This window comes from Burkholderia sp. MSMB1459WGS (genome assembly GCF_001534535.1).
Lineage (GTDB): Bacteria > Pseudomonadota > Gammaproteobacteria > Burkholderiales > Burkholderiaceae > Burkholderia.
This window is the reverse complement of record NZ_LPMU01000008.1, coordinates 245,178-269,902: the sequence shown is the minus strand read 5'-3', so window position 1 is coordinate 269,902 and position 24,725 is coordinate 245,178. Positions and strand designations below refer to the sequence as shown.

At 67.1% G+C, this 24,725-nt stretch carries 21 protein-coding genes and 1 pseudogene; 13 read left to right on the top strand and 9 right to left on the bottom strand.

Annotation, left to right across the window (positions count from 1 at the left end; all coding sequences use genetic code 11):
• Window positions 1-14: 14 nt before the first annotated feature.
• From ftsH to WT97_RS04640, 3 genes and pseudogenes are all read right to left on the bottom strand, one after another.
• Window positions 15-1,922, bottom strand: a pseudogene (gene ftsH / locus WT97_RS04650) (ATP-dependent zinc metalloprotease FtsH).
• Window positions 1,919-2,446 (bottom strand): BCAM0308 family protein, encoded by a 528-nt coding sequence (locus tag WT97_RS04645; protein ID WP_373558472.1) that lies wholly within the window; start codon window positions 2,444-2,446, stop codon window positions 1,919-1,921. The pseudogene ftsH and the gene WT97_RS04645 overlap by 4 nt, the downstream one beginning before the upstream one ends.
• Before the next feature lie 40 nt (window positions 2,447-2,486).
• Window positions 2,487-3,134 carry a BON domain-containing protein gene (locus tag WT97_RS04640; RefSeq protein WP_060352999.1) on the bottom strand — a complete coding sequence of 216 codons (648 nt, stop codon included), beginning with the start codon at window positions 3,132-3,134 and terminating at the stop codon, window positions 2,487-2,489.
• Between the two features lie 282 nt (window positions 3,135-3,416).
• Between WT97_RS04640 and WT97_RS04635 the strand changes: the two genes are divergently transcribed.
• The 7 genes from WT97_RS04635 to WT97_RS04605 all read left to right on the top strand — a co-directional run bounded on the left by WT97_RS04635 (window position 3,417) and on the right by WT97_RS04605 (window position 12,261).
• Entirely contained in the window at window positions 3,417-3,605 is a 189-nt protein-coding gene (locus WT97_RS04635; protein WP_060352998.1) for a DUF2964 family protein, read from the top strand.
• 182 nt (window positions 3,606-3,787) lie between these two features.
• Window positions 3,788-5,281 carry an efflux transporter outer membrane subunit gene (locus tag WT97_RS04630; protein WP_060352997.1) on the top strand — a complete coding sequence of 498 codons (1,494 nt, stop codon included), beginning with the start codon at window positions 3,788-3,790 and terminating at the stop codon, window positions 5,279-5,281.
• Window positions 5,278-6,351, top strand: a complete 1,074-nt coding sequence (locus tag WT97_RS04625) for an HlyD family secretion protein (RefSeq protein ID WP_060352996.1) — start codon at window positions 5,278-5,280, stop codon at window positions 6,349-6,351. Before WT97_RS04630 ends, WT97_RS04625 begins: the two co-directional genes overlap by 4 nt.
• Window positions 6,348-9,152, top strand: coding sequence for a ribosome-associated ATPase/putative transporter RbbA (gene rbbA / locus WT97_RS04620; protein WP_060352995.1), 2,805 nt, complete (start codon window positions 6,348-6,350; stop codon window positions 9,150-9,152). Before WT97_RS04625 ends, rbbA begins: the two co-directional genes overlap by 4 nt.
• A gap of 2 nt (window positions 9,153-9,154) precedes the next feature.
• Complete coding sequence (locus tag WT97_RS04615; protein WP_082751333.1) at window positions 9,155-10,279, top strand: ABC transporter permease; 1,125 nt, start codon at window positions 9,155-9,157, stop codon at window positions 10,277-10,279.
• Between the two features lie 157 nt (window positions 10,280-10,436).
• Complete coding sequence (locus WT97_RS04610; RefSeq protein ID WP_060352994.1) at window positions 10,437-10,622, top strand: DUF2964 family protein; 186 nt, start codon at window positions 10,437-10,439, stop codon at window positions 10,620-10,622.
• 130 nt (window positions 10,623-10,752) lie between these two features.
• Window positions 10,753-12,261 (top strand): MBL fold metallo-hydrolase RNA specificity domain-containing protein, encoded by a 1,509-nt coding sequence (locus WT97_RS04605; protein ID WP_257128455.1) that lies wholly within the window; start codon window positions 10,753-10,755, stop codon window positions 12,259-12,261.
• On the opposite strand, the gene WT97_RS04600 is transcribed toward WT97_RS04605, so the two are convergent.
• From WT97_RS04600 to WT97_RS04580, 5 genes are read right to left on the bottom strand one after another with little or no spacing between them, the layout of a single operon-like run.
• Window positions 12,245-13,285 carry a zinc-dependent alcohol dehydrogenase family protein gene (locus WT97_RS04600; RefSeq protein WP_060352993.1) on the bottom strand — a complete coding sequence of 347 codons (1,041 nt, stop codon included), beginning with the start codon at window positions 13,283-13,285 and terminating at the stop codon, window positions 12,245-12,247. The two genes, WT97_RS04605 and WT97_RS04600, sit on opposite strands and share 17 nt — an antisense overlap.
• Window positions 13,282-14,313, bottom strand: coding sequence for a bifunctional enoyl-CoA hydratase/phosphate acetyltransferase (locus WT97_RS04595; protein ID WP_060352992.1), 1,032 nt, complete (start codon window positions 14,311-14,313; stop codon window positions 13,282-13,284). Before WT97_RS04595 ends, WT97_RS04600 begins: the two co-directional genes overlap by 4 nt.
• Complete coding sequence (locus WT97_RS04590) at window positions 14,310-16,130, bottom strand: alpha/beta hydrolase (RefSeq protein ID WP_060352991.1); 1,821 nt, start codon at window positions 16,128-16,130, stop codon at window positions 14,310-14,312. Before WT97_RS04590 ends, WT97_RS04595 begins: the two co-directional genes overlap by 4 nt.
• Window positions 16,127-16,873: a beta-ketoacyl-ACP reductase gene (locus tag WT97_RS04585; RefSeq protein ID WP_060352990.1), complete on the bottom strand. Its 747-nt coding sequence runs from the start codon at window positions 16,871-16,873 to the stop codon at window positions 16,127-16,129. Before WT97_RS04585 ends, WT97_RS04590 begins: the two co-directional genes overlap by 4 nt.
• Window positions 16,863-17,399: a hypothetical protein gene (locus tag WT97_RS04580; RefSeq protein WP_060352989.1), complete on the bottom strand. Its 537-nt coding sequence runs from the start codon at window positions 17,397-17,399 to the stop codon at window positions 16,863-16,865. The genes WT97_RS04585 and WT97_RS04580 overlap by 11 nt, the downstream gene beginning before the upstream one ends.
• Window positions 17,400-17,589: 190 nt before the next feature.
• Here WT97_RS04580 and WT97_RS04575 point away from each other — a divergent pair, with 190 nt between their 5' ends.
• The 4 genes from WT97_RS04575 (at window position 17,590) to WT97_RS04560 (ending at window position 21,040) form a co-directional block, all read left to right on the top strand.
• The gene (locus tag WT97_RS04575) at window positions 17,590-18,429 is read left to right on the top strand and encodes a universal stress protein (protein ID WP_060352988.1); all 840 of its coding nucleotides are present in this window, start codon (window positions 17,590-17,592) and stop codon (window positions 18,427-18,429) included.
• Between the two features lie 8 nt (window positions 18,430-18,437).
• Window positions 18,438-19,637 (top strand): acetate/propionate family kinase, encoded by a 1,200-nt coding sequence (locus WT97_RS04570; RefSeq protein ID WP_060352987.1) that lies wholly within the window; start codon window positions 18,438-18,440, stop codon window positions 19,635-19,637.
• Window positions 19,638-19,706: 69 nt separating this feature from the next.
• Window positions 19,707-20,210: a universal stress protein gene (locus tag WT97_RS04565; protein ID WP_060352986.1), complete on the top strand. Its 504-nt coding sequence runs from the start codon at window positions 19,707-19,709 to the stop codon at window positions 20,208-20,210.
• Window positions 20,207-21,040, top strand: coding sequence for a universal stress protein (locus tag WT97_RS04560; RefSeq protein WP_060352985.1), 834 nt, complete (start codon window positions 20,207-20,209; stop codon window positions 21,038-21,040). The genes WT97_RS04565 and WT97_RS04560 overlap by 4 nt, the downstream gene beginning before the upstream one ends.
• Window positions 21,041-21,112: 72 nt before the next feature.
• Here WT97_RS04560 and WT97_RS04555 read toward each other — a convergent pair whose 3' ends face one another.
• Window positions 21,113-21,583 (bottom strand): universal stress protein, encoded by a 471-nt coding sequence (locus WT97_RS04555; protein WP_060352984.1) that lies wholly within the window; start codon window positions 21,581-21,583, stop codon window positions 21,113-21,115.
• Between the two features lie 251 nt (window positions 21,584-21,834).
• On the opposite strand from WT97_RS04555, the gene WT97_RS04550 reads away from it, so the two are divergent.
• The gene (locus WT97_RS04550; RefSeq protein WP_060352983.1) at window positions 21,835-23,832 is read left to right on the top strand and encodes a PAS domain S-box protein; all 1,998 of its coding nucleotides are present in this window, start codon (window positions 21,835-21,837) and stop codon (window positions 23,830-23,832) included.
• On the top strand, window positions 23,829-24,476 hold the full coding sequence (locus tag WT97_RS04545) for a response regulator transcription factor (protein ID WP_060352982.1): 648 nt from the start codon (window positions 23,829-23,831) through the stop codon (window positions 24,474-24,476). Before WT97_RS04550 ends, WT97_RS04545 begins: the two co-directional genes overlap by 4 nt.
• Window positions 24,477-24,725 lie beyond the last annotated feature (249 nt).

Genomic DNA, 24,725 nt, shown 5'->3' with positions numbered 1-24,725 from the left:
CGGCAATCGTTCGTTCAGACAGAGGCGTCCGTGGTCGTTTCCGTGTCGGCCTGCGTGGGCCGGCGCGCGTCGCCGATATCGTCGGGCCGCGCGATGAGCGCCGTCAGCCTGTCGTGATCGATCGATTCGTGTTGCAGCAAGCTGCGCGCGATCCGCTCCAGCGCATCGCGCTGCTCGCCGAGCGTCGCCGCGACCCGCGCGTGCGCATCGTCGAGCAGCGCGCGCACCTCTTCGTCGATCAGTTGTGCGGTGTGCTCGCTGCAATGGCCGTCGCCCGGTGTCCACACGGCCGGCACGCCGCCCTGCGATACCGCATCGTCGAGCGTCACCAGTCCGATCCGCTCGCTCATTCCGTACTGCATGACCATGTGCCGCGCGAGCGCGGTCGCGCGTTCGAGATCGTTCTGCGCGCCGGTGGATACGTCGCCGAACGCGAGTTCTTCCGCCACCCGCCCACCGAGCAAGACGTCGAGCCGGTCGAGCAGTTCGCTCCTGCGCAACACGTAGCGATCCTCGGTCGGCACCTGCTGCGTATAGCCGAGCGCCGCGATCCCGCGCGGGATGATCGACACCTTCTTCACCGGATCGCAGTGCGTACGGCTCTGCGCAACGAGCGCGTGCCCCGCTTCGTGGTAAGCGATGGTCCGTTTTTCCTGCTCGTTCATCACGCGGCTCTTGCGTTCCATGCCCGTCAACGCGCGATCGATCGCCTCGTCGAAATCGGCCATCGCGATCGCTGGCTTGCCGAGTTCCGCCGCATGCAGCGCGGCTTCGTTGACGACGTTCGCGAGATCGGCACCGACGAAGCCCGGCGTGCGTTGGGCCAGCTCCGCGAGGTCGACTTCCGGCGCAAGCTTCACGCGTTTCGTGTGGACGGTCAGAATCTGCTTGCGTCCGACCAGGTCCGGCCGGTCGATCGCGATGTGCCGGTCGAATCGTCCGGGGCGCAGCAGCGCGGGATCCAGGATTTCCGGCCGGTTGGTCGCGGCCATGATGATGACGCCCGAATTCGCCTGAAAGCCGTCCATCTCGACGAGCAACTGATTGAGCGTCTGTTCGCGCTCGTCGTTGCCGGACATCAGTCCGACGCCGCGCGCCTTGCCGAGCGCATCGAGCTCGTCGATGAACACGATGCACGGCGCCTTCTGCTGCGCCTGCTCGAACAAGTCGCGCACGCGGGCCGCCCCCACGCCGACGAACATCTCGACGAACGCCGATCCGCTGATCGTGAAGAACAGCACGCCCGCCTCGCCGGCGACGGCACGCGCAAGCAGCGTCTTGCCGGTGCCCGGCGCGCCGACGATCAGCACGCCCTTCGGAATCTTGCCGCCGAGCCGCTGGTAGCGCTCGGGGCTGCGCAGGAACGCGACGATCTGCTGCAGCTCGGCCTTCGCCTCGTCGATACCCGCGATGTCGTCGAACGTGATGCCGGTCTCCTGCTGCACGTACACGCGGGCCTGGCTCTTGCCCATGCCGCTCAGGTCCCGCATCCCGCCCGGCCGCCGTATCATGAAGTTCCAGACCAGCACGAGCACAATCATCGGCAGCAGCCACGTCGCGAGCATCGCGATTCAGCCCGAATCCGGCATCCCGCGATAGCGGATGCCGGCGGCCGTCAGCGCGGCGACCAGATGATCGTCGCCGACGCGATTCGTCGTGAAACGCCACGGCGGCCCTGCCTTCTTGACGGCGACCGCGTTGGAAGCCGGCAGCATCGCGCCGGCTTCGGGCATGCGCAGCGCGCTCGAGATCGACGACTGACCGATCTCGAGCTCGTCGACGAGCCGCGCGTCGACCAGCCGATGAAAATCGCTGTACGAAATCGATGTCGTCGCCGGCTGGGCCGCAAGCAATTGATAGGCGACCAGGACCGCGAACGCGATCGGGATCATCAACCCGGAGTAGTCGAATGTTTTCTTCATGACGTCGATGCTGTGCGCCGGACCCGCGACCGCTCAGGCCGCGTCACGGGTCCAGTTCGCGCGCGGCACGTCCTCGCTGTCGCGATAGTTGAATGCCAGCGCGCCGTGATGCGCATGCGCCTCACCACGTGCACGCCGGTGGTTCGAATCACGAGCGCGTCGCCGGTTTGCTCGATCTCCATGATGCGTTCGAGCGCGTGCTCGCTCATCTCCAGATCGGCTTGCCGCTCGAGCAGTTCGAGGATCGCCGAGCGATGCCGGCGCACGTATTCGCCGCGCAGCACCAGTTCGCCCGCCGGCGCGTTTTCCCGCATGCGCTTGCAGGCCGGGCATTCGAGCTGACGCCGGTCGAGCGGCGTCGCGTACCAGGTCCAGCGGCCGGCGTCGCAGACCGCGCCGCATCCTTCGCAGATCCGGTCGCCCGACGGCCGTTTCGGATCCCGATAACTGTCCTTCGTATGCGGCTGCATCCGCTCGTCGCGGCGCAGATAGTGGCGGCCGGGGCCGGAATGCGAACGATTCATGGCTGCTTCTCGGTGGTAATCGGCGGTACGGGCGCGACGGTCACGCGACGGTCAACCGGTCGACGACCTCGCGCACGCCCCTGACCGACGCCGCCGCGCCGCACGCGGCACGCCTTTCCGCCAGCGACGCGACCGTGCCCGTCAGCGTGACGATGCCGTCGTCCGCATCGATCGAGATCCCGGCGGATTCGCGCTGCGCGCGACGGGCCAGCGCTTCGGCAATCCGCGTGCCGACGTCGGGCACTGTATGGTCGGCCCGCACCCGAATGCGGTTCGCGACACCGACGACGCCCTTCATCCGGCTCACCATTTTTTTCGCTGCACGACTCTGGAACGCATGATCTACCTCGCCGTCGAGCGTCACGCAGCCGTGATCGACTTCGACGCGAATTTGGTGATCGCGCAATGCCTCCTGCCAGCCAAGCGCGAACGTGATCGCGATCGCCAGTTCGTGGTCGGCGCAGGCATCCTCCGGCGGCTCGACGTTCAGTTCGAGCACCAGCGCGCGCGCATCCGCGACGTGCAGCGCAGTTTTCTGGGCCTCGAGCTTCTGGGCCCAGCTGTCGACCGTGCCGCGTAACGTCACGATCCGGTCGCGTACGTCGACGTCGATCCGGCGCGAATCGATCGCCGGATTCCAGAACAGTGCTTGCTCGACATCCTGCTTGAGTGTTGCATCGGACTTCATGTCGGTCTCCCGTCCCGGCGTGCGCCGGTCGCGAAGCGTGCGACCGGATGTGTGCCGTACCCGATTCAGCATCGCGCATGGCGGCACTGGCGGCTTGACGAGGATCAATCATCCGCAGGCCTGCGGCAACGGCGAGCAGGCGCGCAACCGGCCAGTTTGTCCGTTGATGCAGATCAACGGCCCGCCGGCGCGCGACTCGATCATGGCGACAGAGGCTGCAAACCAGGCGACAACGCGCACATGGCGCAGCGATATGACCGAACCGCTTTCCGGGAGACCGTCATGAACCGAAAGCAGTACCGCATCGCACTCGCGACGCTGAGCGTGTTCATCGCGCTGGCGTCGCTGGCCGGCATCCTGCATGGGATGCTGTTCGACGAACGGGTGTTCAGGTATTCGATCATCACATTGATCCTGAGCATCCTGTCGTTCGTCGTGCTGCTGAATCTCGCGCCGGGCGACCGCCCATAAACAGAACATCGGCTGGGCGATCTGCCGTATGCATGTCAAGCGAGGCTTCACTCGAAACGCATTACGGACGCAGTGATACAGATCAAGGGGGCGCGCGGCAATCGTCGGATATAAGTGAACCCGAAGCGGCGTCGCCATGCAGCGGGCGCCATCCAGCGTTCTCGTATCCGATGAGGCATCCCATGCGCGCCGTCGCGGTTCCTCCGCTGTTTTTGCCTGCCATCGCGCGGTGCATTCGTCTCGTTGCGCTGGCAGCCGGCGCGGGCCTGTTGTCGGGATGCCTGTCGCTCGCGCCCCCCGACGAACGTCCCGCCGCGCCGATCCCCGCCGCGTTCCCCGATCCTTCCCGCAGCGTCTCCATTGCGCAAGCGCCGCCTGCCTGGCACGACTACTTCGTCGACGTCCGTCTGCGCGCGTTGATCGGGCAGGCACTCGCCAACAATCGGGATCTGCGTGCAGCCGTTGCACGTGTCGAACAGGCACGCGCCGTCTACGGTATCCGCAGCGCGGATCAATGGCCGACGATCGGCGCCGGCGCGGCCTACGCGCGGTTTCGCACGCCGGGTGGCTTCCTGACGCCAGCGCCGGTCATCGGCCAGGTATACGAGGTCCAGCTGGCTGAAACGCAATGGGAGATCGATTTCTGGGGCCGCGTGCGCAACCTGAAAGCGTCGGCGCTGCAGCGCTATCTCGCGAGCGATGCAGCGCGGCAAGCGGTGACGCTGAGCGTGATTACCGGCGTGGCGGACGCCTATCTGACCCTGTGCGAGCTCGATGAACGGATCGCGCTGACGCGCGCGACGATCGACTCGCGGCGCGAATCGCTGCGGATTTTCCGGCTGCGTCACGCGGCCGGCGCGATCTCGCGGCTGGACCTGACGCAATCGGAGATCCTGCTGCAGCAGGCCGAGTCGCTCGGCGTCCAGTTGCAACAGGCGCGGGCATCGGCGGCCGATGCGCTGGCATTGCTCGTCGGTGCGACGCCGGCGCTGGCCGACGCGCCGCTGACCCTCGACGACGGCGCTGTGACGCTGTCGCTCGCGCCGGGCCTGCCGTCGTCGCTGCTCGCGCGGCGTCCGGACGTGATCGCGGCCGAGCACGAACTGCAGGCCACGCGCGCGAACATCGGCGCAGCGCGTGCTGCGTTTTTCCCGCGTATCGCATTGACGAGTGCGATCGGTTCGGGAAGCACCGCGCTGCACGACCTGCTGTCGTCCGGAACGGGCGTGTGGTCGGTGATTCCGAACGTCACGCTGCCGCTCCTCGACGGCGGCCGCAACCGGTCGAATCTCGCGCTCGCGCACGCGCAGCGCGACGAGGCGCTCGCCCAGTACGAGAAGACCATGCAGCGCGCGTTTCGCGACGTGTCCGATGCACTCGCCGCACGCTACTGGCTCGCCGACCAGGTCGCGATCGAACGGGCGACGCTCGCGTCCCAGGCCGAGCGCGCACGTCTGGCGAAACTGCGCTACGACAGCGGCGCAACCCGCTTCCTGGAAGTTCTCGATGCGCAACGGGACCTGATGAACGCCGAGCAGCAATGGGTGATGACGCGTCGCGCGCTGTTATCGAGCCGCGTCGCGCTGTACGGCGCGCTCGGCGGCGGGACGCCCGGTACCGACAGCGCCGCCGCGGCATCGAACCACCTTTCCATCGATTCGGGTTCCATACCATGAAGACCATCATGCGCCCTCTTCTGATCGGTGCCGGTGCGGCCGTGCTCGCGATTGGCCTGATTTACTACGGCTGGACCCGCTGGCGCGACGCGCAGACGGACGCCGGGCTCGTCAGCGGCAATGGCCGCATCGAGGCGACCGAGATCGACGTCGCGACCAAGTTGCCGGGGCGCGTCACCGCCATGCTCGTCGACGAAGGCGATTTCGTAAGCGCAGGTCAGCCGCTCGCCCGCATGGACGTCGTCGTCCTTCGGGCGCAGCTCGACGAGGCGCAGGCCCGGGAACAACAGGCAGTGAACACCGCGGCGAGCATCGACGCGCAGGTGGCCCAGCGTCGCAGCGACAAGGCTGCGGCGGCTGCGCTCGTCGTGCAGCACGAAAGCGAACTCGACGCGGCCACGCGCCGGCTGGCGCGTTCCGAAACGCTGTCGCGGGACGGGGCGTCGTCGCTGCAGGAACTCGACGACGATCGCGCGCGCGCCGGCAGCCTGCGGGCGACCGTGAACGCCGCGCGCGCTCAGGTGGAAGCCGCCCAGGCCGGGATCGACGCCACGCGGGCCCAGCTCGTCGCCGCGCGCTCGGCGGTGACGGCCGCGCAAGCGACCGTCGCACGCGTACAGGCCGATATCTCGGACAGCGAGCTGACGTCGCCGCGCGACGGGCGGGTCCAGTACCGCATTGCCGAATCGGGCGAAGTCCTGCCGTCAGGCGGCAAGGTGCTCAATGTCGTCGACCTGTCCGACGTCTACATGACGTTCTTCCTGCCCGAAACGGTCGTCGGCCGCGTCCCGCTCGGCGCCGACGTGCGGATCGTGCTCGATGCGGCGCCGGAATACGTGATTCCGGCACGCGTGTCGTACGTGTCGAGCACGGCGCAATTCACGCCGAAGACGGTCGAGACGGCCACCGAACGGCAGAAACTGATGTTCCGGGTCAAGGCGCGCATCGACCGCGATCTGCTGCAGCGCCACCTGAAGCTGGTCAAGACCGGCCTGCCGGGTGTCGCGTGGCTGAAGACCGATCCGAACGCCGGCTGGCCGGCGCGCCTCGCGATCAAGGTGCCGCAATGAACGCGACGTTGCCTGTCGATACCGGTGCCGGTGCGGGCGAAGGTCCGTCGGCATCCATTGAATCGGGCGCGGTCGCCCGGCTGTCGGGCGTTTCGTTGCGCTACGGCGCAACGTACGCGCTCGACGACGTGACGCTCGATATCTCGGCCGGCCGCATGGTCGGGCTGATCGGACCGGACGGCGTCGGCAAGTCGAGCCTGCTCGCGCTCGTGTCCGGCGCACGTGCGATCCAGCAGGGCCGTGTATGGGCCCTCGGCGGCGACCTGTCGTCGCGCGGCCACCGCGCACGCGTATGCCGGCGCATCGCCTATATGCCGCAAGGGTTGGGTCGGAACCTGTACGCGACGCTGTCGGTCGAGGAAAACCTGCAGTTCTTCGCCCGACTGTTCGGCCACGATGCGGCCGAGCGACGCCGCCGGATCGACGCGCTCACGCACAGCACCGGGCTGCATGCGTTTCTCGACCGCCCTGCCGGCAAACTGTCCGGCGGCATGAAGCAGAAACTCGGTCTGTGCTGTGCATTGATTCATGATCCCGACCTGATGATCCTGGACGAACCGACGACCGGCGTGGACCCGCTCTCGCGAGCTCAGTTCTGGGAGCTGATCGAACGTATTCGCATCGCCCGTCCGGCAATGAGCGTACTCGTCGCCACCGCGTACATGGACGAGGCCCGGCGTTTCGACTGGCTGATCGCGATGGACGCCGGCCGCGTGCTGGCGACGGGTAGCCCCGGCGAACTGCTCGCTCGCACCCATTGCGACACGCTGGAAGCCGCGTTCATCGCGTTGCTGCCGGAAGCGCGACGGCACGGGCACCAGCCGATCCGGCTGACGCCGTTCCAGCCCGATGAGACCGACGGCTACGCGATTGAGGCCGACGCGCTAACGATGCGGTTCGGCGATTTCGTCGCGGTCGACCACGTGAGCCTGAAGATTCGTCGCGGCGAAATCTTCGGGTTTCTCGGCTCCAACGGCTGCGGAAAATCGACGACCATGAAGATGCTCACGGGCCTGCTCGCCGCGTCCGAAGGCACGGCGACGCTGTTCGGCCGTCCGGTCGCCGCGAACGACATCGATACGCGCCGGCGAGTCGGTTACATGTCGCAAGGGTTCTCGCTGTACGGCGAGCTGACCGTCAGGCAGAACCTCGTGCTGCATGCGCGCCTGTTCGGCGTACCGGAACCGGACCTTCCCGCGCGGATCGACGAAATGGTCGGGCGCTTCGGGCTCGCCGAGGTGCTCGATGCGCTGCCCGAGCGCCTGCCGCTTGGCATGCGGCAGCGGCTGTCCCTTGCCGTAGCGATGGTGCACAAGCCCGAACTGCTGATCCTCGACGAACCGACGTCGGGCGTTGACCCGGTTGCGCGTGACGACTTCTGGCGACTGATGATCGAGCTCGCGCGCAACGATCGCGTCACGATTTTCATTTCGACGCATTTCATGAACGAGGCCGCCCGCTGCGACCGCATCTCGCTGATGCACGCGGGCCGCGTGCTGGCAAGCGCCGCGCCGGACGAACTGGTTCGCCTGCGCGGCGCGGCCACGCTTGAGGACGCGTTCATCGGCTACCTGAGCGACGCGCAACGCGTGGACGGCGCCCCGACGGATACGTCGTCGGGCACCGGCTGGCTTGCCGCGTCGCCCGAGGCCGGCAACGCGGGCCACCGTGCCGCATGGTTCAGCCCGGCGCGCGCCGGCAGCTACCTGTGGCGCGAAGTGCTGGAACTGCGACGCGACCCGTTGCGCGCCACGCTGGCGCTGTTCGGTTCGCTCGTCCTGATGTGCGTGATCAGCATCGGCATCAGTCTCGACGTCGACAACCTGACCTTCGCCGTGCTGGATCGCGATCAGTCGATGCTGAGCCAGGACTACGCGCAGAACCTTGCGGGTTCCCGCTACTTCGTACCGCGCGCGCGGCTCGCGGACGATCGCGACATCGATCGCCGCATGCGCAACGGCCAGCTGTCGCTGGCGATCGAAATTCCACCCGGTTTCGCCCGCGACGTCGCACACGGCCGGCACGTGGAGATCGGCGCGTGGGTCGACGGCGCGATGCCGATGCGCGCGGAAACGATCCGCGGCTATGTGGCCGGCATGCACGAGAACTGGCTGCGCGATCAGGCGAAGCGCCGGCTCGGCGTGTCGCTCGTCCCGGCCGTCGATGTCGCGATCCGCTATCGGTACAACCCGGACGTCAAGAGTTTGCCCGCGATGATTCCCGCGATCATGCCGATGCTGCTGCTGATGCTGCCCGCGATGCTGACGGCGCTGGCCGTCGTACGGGAACGGGAGCTCGGATCGATCGTCAACCTGTACGTGACGCCCGTGACCCGCGCCGAATTCCTGCTCGGCAAGCAGGCGCCGTACGTGATGCTGGCCATGCTGAATTTCCTGCTGATGGTCGTGCTGGCCGACGTCGTGTTCGGCGTGCGGATCAAGGGAAGTTTCCCAACCTTGGCGGCTGCGGTGCTGGTCTTCAATGTCGTCGCCACCGGCATCGGGCTCTTTGCGTCGACGTTCACGCGCAGCCAGATCGCCGCGATCTTCATGACGATCGTCGGCACGCTGATCCCCGTCGTGCAGCTCTCCGGCCTGCTTACGCCGCTGTCGTCGCTCGAAGGCAGCGGCAGGTGGATCGGTACGGTCTATCCGGCCACCTACATGCTCGCGATCAGCCGAGGCGTCTACAACAAGGCGCTCGGGCTGGCCGACCTGTCGTCCCAGTTCTGGCCGCTGCTCGCGGCCGTGCCGGTCATCATGGTGACGACCGGCGTCCTGCTGCGCAAGCAGGAGCGCTGATCGTGTCGCGCCTGCTCGCCATTTACCGGCTCGGGATCAAGGAACTGTGGAGCCTCGCCCGCGACCCGATCCTGCTCGCGCTCATCGTCTATACGTTCAGCGCGTCGATCTACGTCGCCGCGACCGCACGCCCCGAAACGCTGCACAAGGTGCCGATCGCGCTCGTCGACGAAGACGCGTCGCCGCTGTCGGCACGGATCGCGGCGGCGTTCTTTCCGCCCCAGTTCGCGCCGCCCCCGATCGTCGACGCCGGCGCGGCCGATCGCGGCCTCGACAACGGCGACTACACGTTCTCGCTCGACATTCCGCCGGACTTCCAGCGCGACGTGCTTGCCGGCCGTCATGCGACGATCCAGCTCAACGTCGATGCGACACGGATGACGCAAGCCTTCACTGGCAGCACCTATATCCAGCAGATCGTGTCGGGCGAGATCGACGCATTCGTGCGACGCTATCGCGGCACGCCGTTGCCGGGCGTCGATCTCGCGATGCGGATGCGCTTCAACCCGAATCTCGACGAAGTCTGGTTCGGCGCGCTGATGGAACTGATCAACAACGTGACGATGCTGTCGATGATCCTCACCGGCGCCGCGCTGATTCGCGAGCGGGAACACGGCACGATCGAGCATCTGCTCGTGATGCCGGTGACCGCCGCGGAAATCATGCTCGCAAAGGTCTGGTCGATGGGGCTCGTCGTCACGGTGGCGGCCGTCGCGTCGCTGACGTGCGTCGTGGGCGGCGCCCTGCACGTGCCGATTCCCGGCTCCATCCCGCTGTTCGTGGCCGGGATGGCGTTGCATCTGTTCGCCACGACGTCGTTGGGGATCTTTCTCGCGACGCTCGTGCGCAGCATGCCGCAGTTCGGCATGTTGCTCGTGCTCGTGCTGCTGCCGCTGCAACTGCTGTCAGGCGGATTGACGCCGCGCGAAAGCATGCCGGCGGCCGTGCGGGACATCATGCTGGCCGCGCCCACCACCCATTTCGTCGAGCTCGCGCAACGCATCCTGTACCGGGGTGCCGGCCTCGATGCGGTGTGGCCGCAATTCGCGGCGCTTTCCGCGATCGGGAGCGTGCTGTTCCTGCTGTCGCTGATGCGGTTCCGCAAGACGATCGGTCAGATGACGTGATCGCCCGGTCGCGCGTGCGAAGCCGGGACTCACCTGTTGATACAGATCAACCGCGCCGGAGGCCGGCACGCGATCATGACGTCGTGTCTTGCGAAATCGCAAGCCGCCGCGATTGCGGCAACGCGGACGAACACCGGCCGCCCCACGGGAGAACGTCATGATTCGCCATTCGTACCGGACCGCGCTTGCTACGCTGGGCGTGTTCATTGCACTCGCGTCGCTACTGGGCGTCGTGCACGCGATGCTGGTCGACGCGCAGGTGCTGCCGTACGCGATCGGCACGCTGGTATCGGGCATCGTCGCGTTCGTCTCGCAGCTCGAGCCCGCGCCGAAAGAGCGATAGCGAAACAGCTGGAAGCGCCGGATTCGACCTCATCGTTTGATGCGGGAATCCCTGATTTCCGTCAATCGCCGCGGGCCGGTTCGCGATGTAATCGACGCACTGAACCCCTCGACTTTCAGGGAGGCGAGCGATGAAACTGACTTTTCTCGGTGCGACCGAAACCGTGACCGGCTCGAAGTATCTGGTCGAGCACGGCGGCCGGCGCGTGCTGGTCGATTGCGGCCTGTTCCAGGGCACGAAAAATCTGCGATTGCGCAACTGGAGACCGTTGCCGCTCGCACCCGACACGCTCGATGCAGTCGTGCTTACGCATGCGCATATCGACCATACCGGCTATCTGCCGGTGCTGGTGCGCGAAGGTTATCGCGGGCCGGTGTACTGCACGGCGGCCACGGCCGAACTCTGCGACATCATGCTGCGCGACAGCGCGCGGCTGCAGGAGGAGGAGGCCGAGTTCGCGAACCGGCACGGCTACTCGAAGCATCATCCCGCGCAGCCGCTCTATACGCTCGACGATGCGCAGCGCGCGTTGCGCCTGCTGAGGCCCGTTGCCCTAGACGAATGCACTACGCTCGGCGGTGGCCTGGCGTTCCGGCTGCTACCGGCCGGGCACATCCTCGGAGCGGCGAGCGTGGTGATGCACTGGAATCATAAGGTACTCGCGTTCTCGGGCGACCTCGGCCGCTATCGCGACCCGATCATGCAGCCGCCGCGACCGCCCGCGCATGCGGAGTTCCTGGTCGTCGAGTCGACGTACGGCGACCGGCTGCACCCAGCGTCGGATCCCGAGAACGAGCTGGCCACGCTGTTCGACAAGACATTCGCGCGCGGCGGGGTTGTCGTGATGCCCTGCTTCACCGTCGGCCGTGCGCAGGAAATCCTGCATTACATCGCACGGCTGAAGGCATCCGGCCGCATGGCGCGCGTCCCGGTATTTCTCGACAGCCCGATGGCGACGGACGTAACCGACATCTATCGCCACCACATCCTCGAGCACCGGCTGACACTGTCCGAAGCGAACGCCCTCGGCCATGCCGCGACGATGATCCGGTCGGTCGACCAGTCGAAGGCGATTGCGGAACACCACGGCCCGATGGTCATTATCGCGGGAAGCGGCATGGCAACGGGCGGGCGCGTACTCCATCACCTGAGCCGCTACGCGCCCGACGCACGCAACACGATCGCGCTGGTCGGCTATCAGGCTGCCGGTACGCGCGGCGCGGCCCTGGCTGCACACGAGCCGACAGTGAAGATTCACGGTGAATACGTCCGCGTGCGCGCCCAGGTCGAGTCGATCACCGCGCTTTCCGCGCATGCCGACTACGAGGAGATTCTCCAGTGGCTCGGCACGATGCAGCCTGCGCCCGTGCGGACCTTCATCACGCATGGCGAACCCGCATCGGCCGACGCATTGCGGCGGCGCATTTCGGAGCGCTTGCACTGGCCGTGCGAAGTACCGACTTACGCGCAGACCGTCGATCTCGATGCAGTCGAATCGGGCGATGCGCGCGAGCCGGCCGCCCTCTCTGACTACGGCACCGGCGAGACGCCGGCCACGCACGGTGGGATCCGGACGTTGCGTACCGGTCCCCGTCGCGCGCTACCCGGCGATCAACCAGCGATCAACCGGCTTCGATGATGACCTTCAGCGCATGGGTTTGCGCCGCGCGGCCGAACGTGTCGTACGCACGCTCGACGTCGTTGAGCGAGAACCGGTGGGTGATCAGGCGTTTCGGATCGAGACGCCCGGCGCGCACGGTCTTCAGCAGCATCGGCGTGCTGACCGTATCGACGAGCCGCGTCGTGATTGCGATGTTGCGATCCCACAGCTTCTCGAGGTGCAGGTCGGTCTTCACGCCATGCACACCGACGTTCGCAACGACACCGCCCGGCGCCACGAGCCCCGTGCACATCTCGAACGTCGCGGGAATGCCGACCGCCTCGATTGCACAATCGACACCGATGCCGTCGGTCAGCTTCATGACTTCCGCTACCGGGTCGCCAGCACGGCTGTCAAAGCAATCGGTCGCGCCGAAGTGCCGCGCGATCTCGCGCCGGTTGCCGTCGGGATCGATCATGATGATCTGCGCGGGCGAATAGAACTGCGCAGTCAGCAACGCTGCCAGCCCGATCGGGCCTGCGCCGACGATCGCGACCGTGCAGCCCGGCTGCACCTTGCCGTTCAGTACGCCGCATTCGAATCCTGTCGGCAGGATATCGGACAGCATCACGAGCGCGTCCTCGTCCGCGCCTGCCGGAATCCGGTACAGGCTCGTCTGCGCATGCGGGATGCGCACATACTCGGCCTGTGTGCCGTCGATCCGGTTACCGAGAATCCAGCCGCCGGTTGTGCAGTGAGAATAAAGTCCGCGGCGACAGTATTCGCAGCGGCCGCACGACGAGATGCACGAAATGAGTACGTGATCGCCCGGCTTCAGCGATTCGACCGCGGCGCCGATCTGATCGACGACACCGACGCCCTCATGGCCGAGAATCCGGCCGGGTTCGCACGTCGGTACGTCGCCCTTGAGGATATGCAGATCGGTGCCGCAAATCGTCGTGCGCGTCACGCGGATGATCGCGTCGGTGGGCGACTGCAGTTCCGGCTTGGGCCGTTCCTCGAGCGCCTTGCGCCCCGGCCCGTGGTAGACGAGTGCTTTCATCGCTGTTCCTCCATCGGAAAAGTTGCGGGTTCGTTGATCGAAGCGGGCGCGTGCCGTTGCTGCGCCAGCAATGCGGCCAGCGCGCAAGACGCGACCCGGACCGCGACGCTGTCGGCGCGACTCGTCAGCACGATCGGCACGCGTGCGCCGACGACGATGCCCGCGCTGGCGGCGCCCCCCAGGTATTCGAGCTGCTTTGCAAGCATGTTGCCCGCTTCGATATCGGGGACGACCAGGATGTCGGCGTGGCCGGCCACAGGGGAATCGATCCCTTTGTCGCGGGCCGCACGTTGGGATATCGCGTTGTCGAATGCGAGCGGGCCGTCGACGATCGCCCCCTCGAGCTGGCCACGCTCGGCCATCTTGGCGAGCGCTGCCGCGTCGAGCGTCGAACGCATTGCCGGATTGACGGTTTCGACCGCGCACAGCACCGCCACACGCGGACAGGCCACGCCAAGCGCATGGGCGACGTCGATCGCGTTCTGCGTGATGGCCGCTTTCTGCGCGAGATCCGGTGCGATGTTCACCGCCGCATCGGTCAGGATGAATGGTCGCGGATACGCCGGCGTCTCGATCAGGAAACAATGGGACATGCGCTTGTCGGTGCGCAGGCCCGAATCCGCGGCGACGACCGCACCCATCAGCTCGTCCGTATGCAGGCTGCCTTTCATCAGCGCGCCGGCGCGCCCGGCCGCCGCGAGTTCGACCGCACGAGCGGCGGCCGCATGGCTGTGCGGCACGTCTTCGATCGTCCACGTCGAAAGATCGACGCCCGCGTCGTTCGCGGCCCGCAGCACCTTGGCGCGGGGCGCGACGATCAGCGGCTCGATCGATGCGCCCAAGGGAGACGCCCTCAACTCGGCAAGCGCAACGACGCTGGCGGCATCACACGGATGCACGACGGCGACGACCAGCGGCCGCGCGTGACGCGTGCGTGCAATCAGGGACGGCAGTTCGCCGTTCGCTTGCGGCAGCAGCCTGGGCAGGCACGCGTCGTCGAGGCCACCCGGATGGAGGTTGTCGTTCATGTTTCGAGTACGTAAGTGCCGGGCGCCGCCGCGAACCCTGCGGCCGGCGTGCGGGCCGGTACGTCGCCCGACGAGCGCGCGTGCAACCAGTCTCGCCAGCAGAACCACCACGAGCCGTCCACCGCCGGCGTATCGCGCACGAAGTCGTGCCGGCTGCGGTAGGCCGCACCGGATTCGCGGGTCACGCATCGGTAGTGCCGGCCCGGATGGCCCGGCTCGGACACGATGCCTGCGTTGTGCCCGCCCGACGTCAGCACGAAGGTCAGCGCATGGTGCGTGAGCAGATGGAGCTTGTAGACGGACCGCCAGGGCGACACGTGATCGCGCTCGGTGCCAACCACGAACGTCGGCACGTCGATGTCCGACAGCGCGACAGGCCGCCCGTCGACGCAGTAGCGGCCGGCCGCAAGATCGTTGTCGAGAAAGAGCTGCGTCAGGTATTCCGTGTGCATGCGATACGGCATGCGCGTGGTATCCGCATTCCACGACATCAGGTCGTTGGGCTTCGTGCGCGTGCCGAGCAGGTATTCGCTCATCATCCGCGACCAGATCAGGTCGCGCGCGTTCAGCAGTTCGAACGCGGCGGACATCTGCGCACCGTCCAGGTAGCCCTGGCGCCACATCAGCGCGTCGAGCGCGGACAGTTCGCTCGCGTCGATGAACAGGCCGAGTTCGCCAGGCTCGCTGAAATCGGTCTGGGCCGCCAGCAACGTGACCGAGCGCAACGCTTCGTGTTGCCGCCCGTCGCGCGCCAGCGCTGCCGCGGCGATCGCGAGCAGCGTGCCGCCCAGACAATAGCCGGCCGCATGCACCGCTTCGCCGCAGATCGTCCGCGCGGCGTCGAGCGCCGCCATGCACCCGTCGCGCAGATAATCGTCGAGCCCGAGGTCGCGGGCCTCCGCGCCCGGGTTACGCCACGACACGGCGAACACCGTATAGCCCGCATCGACCAGGAAGCGAATCAGCGAATCGTGCGGCTGCAGATCGAGGATGTAGTACTTCATGATCCACGACGGTACGACCACGATCGGCTCGCGGGCCACGTCGGCCGTCGTCGGGGCGTACTGCAGCAGCTCGCACAGCGCGTTGCGCCAGACGACGCGGCCCGGCGTGATCGCCACGTCGCGTCCCGGCAGATAGGCGCGCGCATCGTGGCCCCGCGTGCCGCTCGCGCGATCGATCAACGCGTTCGCGTCGTCCAGCCAGTGTCGCCAGCCTGCCGCGAGGTTCGTGCCCCCGCTGCGTATCGTCGCGTCGAGTACGACCGGGTTCGTCGCGAGGAAATTTCCAGGCGAGCATGCGTCGAGCCACTGTCGCGCGACGAATCCAACCAGTTCCTCGTGATGACGTTCGACACCCGGCACGCCGCGTGTCGCGTCGCGCCACCAGCGCTGGATCGACAGGAAGCCGTCGCGATACGCGCGAAACGGCCAGCCGCCCCACGCCGGCGCGGCGAAGCGCGGATCGGCGCGGCCGGCGTGCACGGCAAGGCCGCTCGCATCCGCGTCACCGGCCTCGCCGTCGCGCCCGTTTGCCGCCGGCGCCACGGCGCCCAGCCACGCCTGCGTCGCGAGCACGAAGCATTTTCCCGGGGCCACAGCCAGATGCGCGCCCCAGTCAAGAATGGCCAGCGCCAGCGACACGGGTGACAACCCGAAGGTCATCGCGGCCACGTTCGCATGCGCGGCGCGATTCCACTCGTCGGCAGGCGCCGCTCGAACGGGTGCGCAGCCGGCGGCGCTCGTCGCGATTTCGACTGCATCGGGCGGGCACGTCAGCTCCGGCCCGAACGGGGCGCGGATGACGGCTGCCCTCATTTCATGTGCATCCCGCCGTTGACGTCGAATTCCGCGCCCGTCGCGAACGCCGCCGCATCGGAACACAGAAACGCGACGAGCGCGGCGATTTCGTCGGGATTGCCCAGGCGGCCGACCGGAATCTGCGGGAGGATCTTCGTGTCGAGCACCTCCTTAGGCACCGTCTCGAGCATCGCGGTCGCCAGGTAACCGGGTGCAACCGTGTTGACCGTCACGCCGTGGCGCGCGAGCTCGAGCGCCAGCGCCTTCGTGAAGCCGTGGATGCCGGCCTTCGCGGCCGCGTAGTTGGTCTGCCCGTAGGCGCCGCGCGAACCGTTCACGGAGCCGATGTTCACGATCCGCCCGAAGCCGCCTTCGATCATGCCCGGCACGAACGGCTTGGTCATGTTGAACATGCCGTCGAGATTGGTGCGCAACACCGCATCCCACATGCTCTTGGTCATCTTCACGAAGGTGGCGTCGTGCGTGATGCCGGCGTTGTTGACGAGCACGTCGACGCGCCCGAATTCGGCCAGCACGCGCGCCGCGCAATGCTGGCACGAATCGTAGTCGGCCACGTCGACCTCGAACGCATGGAACGCCCGACCCGCCTCCCGTTCCTTCGTGAGCCACGTCGCCACATGGTCGTTGCGCTCCGTGTGCGACACCGCCACCGTCATGCCGGCATCGTGCAGGCGATGGCTGATCGCCGCGCCGAGCCCGCCCATTCCCCCCGTGACGAACGCGACGCGCTTAGCGGACATGATCGTGCTCCCGTGCGCCTGCGATGTCGTTCACGCGGCCGGCGAGCAGTGCTCCGTTTGTTGCGCCGCCCGCGTCCTCGATCCCGCGCTCCAGCGCCGCCATCCAGCCGGCCCACGGCATGCTGGCTTCGTTGACCGCCGCGAGTCGCCCGAGGTCGGGCAACCAGTCGGTCTGATAACGAGACAGCGCGCCTGCGCCGTATTCGCGCAACCAAGTACGCCACGCACTGGCGCTCTCGAATTGCGCACGCATGCATAGCTCGGCGGCGTCCTGCCAGATCGCGATGCTCGCGATCGCGCAGTCGCTCATCACTTGCCTGCCGGCCTCGGCGAAGGCCGTCCATGCCTCCGATTCCCCCAGCGCCTGCTGCAGACGGCGCACCGCCGTGCGGTCGCGCTCGATGCATCGCCCTGCCAGCGCATGCCATTCGTGTTGCCAATCGCGGTTCTGCGCGATCACGCGCAACGCGAGATCGCAGCCCGCGCGCCAGGCATCGTTCGGTGTCTTCAAAGCATCGGGTTTCATCGGCTTCCCCCCTTTCGATCGGGTCAATGGGTTGGCATCCGCCTCGTGACGCCTACCTTGCCTCGGCGTCATGACCGCTTCACTGTGCGGGTATCGAGCACGGCTGCCGTTGATCTGAGTCAAGCGCGTGGAAACCCTGCTTCGTAGACTGGATCGCACTGGCGGATCACCCGTCGATGGAGCGATTCCGATGAGCTACAAAAGCATGGTCGTGCACCTCGATACGAGCGCCCGCGCACATTCCCGTCTCGAGTTCGCGTTGCATCTCGCCCGGCGCTTCGGTGCGCATCTCACCGGGCTGTTCGCGGTCTACACGCCCGAGCCGCATTCGTTCTACGTGATGGCCGGTTCCGCCGACTATTTCCGCGCGCATCGTGAACAGCGAGACGAGCGGCTCGCCGCGCTGGAGCGCCTGTTCCATGCGGAGACCGCTCGCGCGAAAGTACCCGCGACCTGGATTCGCGCGGACGAGCGCGCGAACGTGGCCGTGCCGCGCGCCGCGCGTCTCGCCGACCTGGTGATCACCGGCCAGAGCGATCCGAACGATCCCGAAACCTATATCGACGACCAGTTTCCGGAGAACCTCGTGTTGTCCGCCGGCCGCCCGGTGCTGTTCTGGCCGTACGCTGGGGAATTTCCATCGATCGGCGAGCGGGTGATCGTCGCGTGGGACGGCAGCCGCGAAGCGACCCGCGCCGCGCACGACGCACTCCCGTTTCTGGAGCATGCGAAGCGCACGACGGTCGTCGCCGTGGTCGACGGCGATTCGGACGCCGCGACCACGCGGGTTCCGGCCTCCGATGCCGCGCTGATGCTGGCGCGCCACGCGTACGACGTGAACGTGCTCGACATCGATACCGGCACCGGCTCGTCGGTCGGCGACACGCTGCTGTCACGCGCGTACGAGACCGGGTCCGACCTGCTCGTCATGGGGGCCTTCGGGCATCCGCGCTGGCGGGAGCTGGTCATGGGCGGCGCCACGCGCACGGTGCTGGCGTCGATGACGCTGCCGGTCCTGATGTCGCACTGAACCCGTCGATGCGTACGCTCGCGCTGCTCGTCATCAACGCCGGTTCGTCGAGCGTGAAGTTCGCGGTGTTCGCGTACCCGCCGCACGGCGATCCCGCGCGGCGGCCGCTGCACGAAGGCGAAGCGGTCGCCGCCGGCAACGGCGTGTCGATCCGCTTCGATGCCGTCCAGGACGGCACGCTGCCGCTGGGCGCGGGCGACCCTTACCGCGCGGTGCTCGCGCGGATCGCGACGTGGATCCGCGTGCAGCTGCCGCATATCGCGCTGGGCGCCATTGCGCATCGTGTCGTGCACGGCGGCGCCCGGTACGTCGACCCGGTCGTCGTCGACGATGCGGTGCTCGACGCGCTGCGCACGCTGACGCCGCTTGCGCCCCTGCACCAGCCGCACAGCCTCGATGCGATCGATGGGCTGCGCGACGCGTTTCCCGACCTGCCGCAGATCGCCGTGTTCGATACCGCGTTTCATCGCACGCTGCCGCGCGCCGAGCAATTGCTGCCGTTGCCGCACGCATGGTTCGACGAGGGCGTGCGGCGTTACGGGTTCCACGGTCTGTCGTACGAATACCTGGCGGTCGCGCTCGACGAGCAGTTCGGCGCGCGTGCACACGGCCGGGTCATCGCCGCCCATCTCGGCAGCGGCGCCAGCCTGTGCGCGATGCGCGACTGCCGCAGCGTCGCGACGACGATGGGCTTTTCGGCGCTCGACGGCCTGATGATGAGCACGCGCTGCGGAACGCTCGATCCCGGTGTCGTCCTGCACCTGCTCGAGATCGGCAAGCTGTCGGGCGATGCGCTCGGCCACCTGCTGTATCACGAGTCGGGCCTCAAGGGTGTTTCAGGCGCGTGCGGCGACCCGCGCGTGCTGCTCGCGTGCGAAGCCGCGGGCGACGCACGGGCCGGCGATGCGCTGACGCTGTACGTCCATCGCATCGTGCGCGAAACCGGTGCGCTGACCGCGCTGCTTGGCGGCCTCGACATGCTGGTCTTCACCGCCGGGATCGGCGAGCACTCGGCCGTGTTGCGCGAGCGGATCTGCGCGTCGCTCGGCTGGCTCGGCATCGATATCGACCCGCGTGCGAATGCGGCCGACGCACACGTGGTGTCGTGCGCATCGAGCGCGGTCACGGTGGTCGTCGAGCCGACCAACGAAGCGTGGATCGCGGCGCGCGCCGCGGTGACCGTGCTGCGCGGCAACCGCGACGCTTGATCCAGATCAGCGCCGTCGGCGTGCACGCGCCGATGATGAGTTCATCCACATCCGTTCAAGGGAAATGCCATGTACTCGAACATTCTGGTTGCGCTCGACGGCAGCGACACGTCGTCCCGTGCACTCGACGCCGCGCTGGATCTCGCGGCGGAAACGGGCGCGCGGCTGACACCCGTCTACGTCGTCGATTTCCTGGTGCCGGCCTACGACATGTACGGATACGATCCGTCGATCCTGGTCGATTCATTCCGTGAAGAAGGATTGCGCGTGACCGAGGACGCCGCGCGACGCATGAAAGCACGCAGCGTGACCGGCACGCCGCAGATTTCCAACGTGGCGCCGGCAGGCGAAGACATCCCGCACCGGATCGTCGGTCTCGCGGGCGAGATCGGGGCCGATCTGATCGTGTTGGGCACGCATGGCCGGCGCGGCGTCCAGCGCCTCTTCCTCGGCAGCGTGGCCGAACGCGTGCTGCGCCAGGCCGCATGCCCGGTCCTGATGATTCCGGCGAGCTGCGCCGCGAAGGCGTCTGCCGCAATCACGGCCGCGTCTACCGAAAAGGAGCCGTCATGAGCTACAAGACCCTGCTCGTTCACCTCGACGACAGCGAGCGCTGTGCGACGCGAGTCGACCTCGCGCTCGAGCTCGCGGGACGCTGGAACGCGCATTTGATCGGCCTCTACCTGGTCTGCCAGGATCTGTTCGAACCGTTGCGTCGGCCCGATGAACCGCTCAAGCTCGCCGTCTACGAGCGCTTGTGCGACCAGCGGCGCAAGGAGGCGGAAGAACGATTCCTGACAGCCGCCGAACGTGCCGGACGCAGCGTCGAATGGCAGGCGCCGAGCGGCAATGCGACCGATGCCGCGATCCTGCATGCACGTCACGCCGATCTGCTGGTGCTCGGCCAGGAGGATCCCGACGACCGCACGACCTACGTGGCGCGCCATTTCGTCGAGGACGTCGTGATGGGCGGCGGACGCCCGGCGATCGTCGTGCCCTATGCGGGCGACGTGCGAACGATCGGCGAGAACGTGCTGATCGGCTGGGACGGCGGACGCGAGGCCGCCCGCGTGATGGCCGATGCGCTGCCGCTGCTCGCCCGCGCGCGCTTCGTCAACATCGAGACAGTCTCCCGCGGGCATCCTGATCCGGATAAGACACCGCCGGGCGTCGATGTCGCCGCGTATCTCGAACGGCACGGCATTCGCGCGTCGTTCTCGACCACGCCGCGCACGCGGTCGGTCGGCGTGGGGGCGACGCTGCTGAACCGCGTGACCGACCTGCATGCGGATCTGCTGGTGATGGGCTTGTACAGTCATGCCCGCATGCACGAACGCGTGCTCGGCGGCGCGACCCGTACGATCCTCGAGACGATGACGGTACCGGTCCTGCTGTCTCACTGAACGCGTGAAAACGGGCAGCCGCGTGCGGCTGCCCGCTTCCGGCGACGACCACCGTCACTGCAATCGCAGTCGTCACAGCATGCCGGCGCAAGCGCCCGGCCCCTCCCGTACGACTAGCACCGGCCGGTCCGCGACGCGCACCAGCGATTCGGCGACGCTACCGAGCAACGCACGGCGCACGCCGCGGCGACCATGCGTGCCCATCACGATGAGGTCAGCGTCGCATTCGGCGGCGGCGCGCGCCAGCACGTCCGAGACGTCCTGTCCGCACGCGTCGATCATTTGCGCGATACCGCGTACGCCGGACAGCTGAAACGCCGTTTCCGCGTCGGAGACCGCGATCGCGGCCTTGTCCGCGTCCAGTCCGGCCGGATCGCGCTGATCGATATAGCCGCTGTCGACGTCCGCCAGCCGCGGCGCGTCCGATACCACGCACATGGCGATGACCAGACTGCCCGAATCGCGGGCGAGCGAAATCGCCTCGTCGAGCGCAAGCCGCGCGCAGCGGCTGCCGTCGAGTGCAGTAAAGATTCTTCGATACATAGCGCGTGCCTCCTGTCGTCCCGGTTCGATCGGTTCGTGAAACCAGTCTGATCCCTCCGCACGCCTTTCCGTTGACGCGGGTCAAGCGCGCGCGGCGACGTCCGTACGCATCAGTCCCGATTGGCGAACCTCGGTAAAACGCGCACAATTCAGGGCGATATCGCAATTCCAGCCCGCCCCGCCGCTTTTCGTGTCCCGCGTCCGGCCCGCCGCCAGCCGGCCGTCGACGAAATCCGTCAGGATGAACGGCCATGACAGTGAATGCGCCCCCCTTCCGGGCCGGGCCGGCTCCGCGCCGGATCCGGCCGCCCGCCCGATATGCCGCGCTGGCCGCGCTGCTGACGCTGGCGCTCGGCCTGACGGCAACATTTGCGGCATCCCGGGTACTGGAGAACAATGTCCGGCACGCTACCCAGGTGAGATTCGAGCAAGCCGCCACCCGCGCGACGGCCAGCCTGCGGCGCAGCCTCCTCGACGCCGCAGTTATATTGCGCGGCACCCGCGCGTTTGCATCGGCACTCTCGGCGGAGCCATCCGGCGCCGCATGGCTGCGCTATCTCGCCAGTCTCGATCTGGACGGGTTGCAATCGCCGGTCCGCAGTCTCGGAAGAATCGAGCCGAGCGCCGCCGAGGACAATCAGGCAACGCGACAGGCGCTGCAGCGGGCGGCAGAAACCGGCAAGGTCGCTTTGGCCGCGAACGCGATACAGGACAGTATCGATACGGCGTTCGCCCGGACGGAACTAACGTTGTATCTGCCGATTGGTGCAAAAGCGGAAGACGGCACAGCGTCCGAGGCGCGGCACGCGACGGCGACCGGATACGTTTATGCCGCACTGAATCCAGACCGTCTGGTCGATCCGTCCCTGCTCGATCGACTGCATCTGGAAATCGTCGCCGACACCCCAGCGGCGCCGGTCTATACCGTCGGTTTCAGCGGCGACGATGCCACCGATTCCCGCAAAGCGCTCGAGCGAACTGATTCGCTCGTGTTCGGTGGCACGCCGCTGTCGCTGCACTATCGCGCGGCGTCCGCCGACACGGCCCGCACCGCAATGGCTGTGCTGCTGACCGGCACCGTGCTCTCGCTGACGTTGGCCGCGCTCGTGCGGCAGATCCTCTCGCAACGCACGCGTGTCGCCGAGACCGCCGGCAACAGTCAACCGACGGAGGCCCGGATGATGGGCATCATCCGGTCGTCGATGGAAGCTATCGTCACGGTCGACGAGAACCAGACGATCGTGATCTTCAACCCTGCCGCCGAACACGTGTTCGGCGTTTCCGCGATGGAGGCGGTCGGCGCGCCGCTGTCCCGCTTCATCCCCGAACGCTTTCGTGCCGCGCATGCGCGGCATGTCGAGCAATTCGGCGTGACCGGTGTGTCTGAGCGCCAGATGGGGCGGCAACGCGTGCTGTTCGGCTTGCGCGGCGACGGCACCGAGTTTCCGATCGAGGCGTCGATCTCGCAGATTCGCGACGGCGGCGGCAAGCTGTACACGGTGATGCTGCGCGACGTCACCGAGCGGGTGCGAGCGGAAAACGCCCTCAAGCAGTCGCGCGAGGAGTTGCGCGACCTGTCCGCCAACCTGCAGAACGTGCGCGAGGAAGAGAAAACACGGATTGCGCGCGAATTGCACGACGACCTCGGCCAGCAACTCACGGCGCTTAAGATGGACCTGTCCGCCGTCGAACTGGGACTGGCGGGCGTCGTCGCGCCCCACACCGGCGTGCGCGAGCAGTTGGGTGCCATGCATCGCCTGATCGATTCGACCGTTGCGTCGGTGCGGCGCATCGCGGCCGATCTGCGGCCGGTGATGCTCGACGACCTGGGTCTCATCCCGGCGATCGAGTGGCTTGCAAACGATTTCATGCGCCGCTACCGGATCACGGTCGACCGTGACATCGGGCCGGTCGACACCAAGTTTACCGGCGCCGGCGCGACCGCGTTGTTCCGCATAGTGCAGGAGGCGCTGACCAACGTCGCGCGACATTCGGATGCGACGAATGTGACGCTGACCTTGAAAGCGGCAGACGGCTATTGCATGCTGCGCATCGCGGACAACGGCCACGGCGCGCCGAAACACCCCCGCGACAGTCAGGATCGCCCGTCGTTCGGGCTGATCGGCATCCGCGAGCGCGCGCACATGCTCGACGGCACGGTGACGATCGACAACCGGCCGGGCTCGGGATTCACGATCACCGTGGCGCTGCCACTTCACGCCATCCAGCAAGGAGACGTGCTGTCATGATCAGGGTACTCATCGCCGACGACCACGCGCTCGTGAGGGACGGTCTGCGGCACATCCTCCAAAACGCGAGCGGTTTCGACGTCGTCGGCGAAGCGCAGGACAGTGCTGCGACGATCGCGCTCATGCGCGACACGGACGCTAACGTGCTCGTGCTCGACCTGTCGATGCCCGGCCGCAACGGCGTCGAGCTCATCAAGCAGATCAAGGACGAGAAACCGGGATTGCATATCCTTGTGCTGACGATGCACGCCGAGCAGCAATACGCGGTGCGCGCGTTCCGCGCGGGAGCCTCAGGCTACATGACCAAGGAAAGCGCCAGCGCCGAACTGGTCGCCGCGTTGACCAAGATCGCGGTCGGTGGCGTCTACGTGAGCCTGACCATGGCCGAGCAATTCGCGCAGAGCCTGAACGAACCGACCGATCTCTTGCCGCACCAGCGCCTGTCCGACCGCGAGTTCGATGTGTTCCGGCGCGTCACCACCGGCGAGTCGATTTCCGAAATCGCGCAGGCGCTGTGCGTCAGCGTCAAGACCGTCAGCACGTACAAGACGCGGATCCTCGAAAAGATGCAGATGCCGAACGACACGGCCCTCGTGCGCTACGCGATGCGCCACAAGCTGTTCGAGGACCCAGACGAGCTCTGACGGCGGTCGCGACAAGACGCCGCACCAGTGTAGGAAACCTCCTACAAGCCTTCCCTCTCACCTACCATAACTTCAATTCCGGCTGATTTTCCTGACGGCGCGCAACATCCATACTGCAGATCAAGAAAAACAATTCAGCGTGCCTCCCGACGCACCGGCAGCGTCATCGCCGAGACCGGCCTGACGGTCTCCTGGCGCGTCCGCAAGGCGATCCCGACACGAAGGCGGCGCAGACAGGCCGCCGGTACA

Coding starts and splice junctions, on each gene's coding strand:
- WT97_RS04645 (WP_373558472.1), bottom strand. CDS start 2,446: ATGAATCGTTCGCATTCCGGCCCCGGCCGCCACTATCTGCGCCGCGAC.
- WT97_RS04640 (WP_060352999.1), bottom strand. CDS start 3,134: ATGAAGTCCGATGCAACACTCAAGCAGGATGTCGAGCAAGCACTGTTC.
- WT97_RS04635 (WP_060352998.1), top strand. CDS start 3,417: ATGAACCGAAAGCAGTACCGCATCGCACTCGCGACGCTGAGCGTGTTC.
- WT97_RS04630 (WP_060352997.1), top strand. CDS start 3,788: ATGCGCGCCGTCGCGGTTCCTCCGCTGTTTTTGCCTGCCATCGCGCGG.
- WT97_RS04625 (WP_060352996.1), top strand. CDS start 5,278: ATGAAGACCATCATGCGCCCTCTTCTGATCGGTGCCGGTGCGGCCGTG.
- rbbA (WP_060352995.1), top strand. CDS start 6,348: ATGAACGCGACGTTGCCTGTCGATACCGGTGCCGGTGCGGGCGAAGGT.
- WT97_RS04610 (WP_060352994.1), top strand. CDS start 10,437: ATGATTCGCCATTCGTACCGGACCGCGCTTGCTACGCTGGGCGTGTTC.
- WT97_RS04605 (WP_257128455.1), top strand. CDS start 10,753: ATGAAACTGACTTTTCTCGGTGCGACCGAAACCGTGACCGGCTCGAAG.
- WT97_RS04600 (WP_060352993.1), bottom strand. CDS start 13,285: ATGAAAGCACTCGTCTACCACGGGCCGGGGCGCAAGGCGCTCGAGGAA.
- WT97_RS04595 (WP_060352992.1), bottom strand. CDS start 14,313: ATGAACGACAACCTCCATCCGGGTGGCCTCGACGACGCGTGCCTGCCC.
- WT97_RS04590 (WP_060352991.1), bottom strand. CDS start 16,130: ATGAGGGCAGCCGTCATCCGCGCCCCGTTCGGGCCGGAGCTGACGTGC.
- WT97_RS04585 (WP_060352990.1), bottom strand. CDS start 16,873: ATGTCCGCTAAGCGCGTCGCGTTCGTCACGGGGGGAATGGGCGGGCTC.
- WT97_RS04580 (WP_060352989.1), bottom strand. CDS start 17,399: ATGAAACCCGATGCTTTGAAGACACCGAACGATGCCTGGCGCGCGGGC.
- WT97_RS04575 (WP_060352988.1), top strand. CDS start 17,590: ATGAGCTACAAAAGCATGGTCGTGCACCTCGATACGAGCGCCCGCGCA.
- WT97_RS04570 (WP_060352987.1), top strand. CDS start 18,438: ATGCGTACGCTCGCGCTGCTCGTCATCAACGCCGGTTCGTCGAGCGTG.
- WT97_RS04565 (WP_060352986.1), top strand. CDS start 19,707: ATGTACTCGAACATTCTGGTTGCGCTCGACGGCAGCGACACGTCGTCC.
- WT97_RS04560 (WP_060352985.1), top strand. CDS start 20,207: ATGAGCTACAAGACCCTGCTCGTTCACCTCGACGACAGCGAGCGCTGT.
- WT97_RS04555 (WP_060352984.1), bottom strand. CDS start 21,583: ATGTATCGAAGAATCTTTACTGCACTCGACGGCAGCCGCTGCGCGCGG.
- WT97_RS04550 (WP_060352983.1), top strand. CDS start 21,835: ATGACAGTGAATGCGCCCCCCTTCCGGGCCGGGCCGGCTCCGCGCCGG.
- WT97_RS04545 (WP_060352982.1), top strand. CDS start 23,829: ATGATCAGGGTACTCATCGCCGACGACCACGCGCTCGTGAGGGACGGT.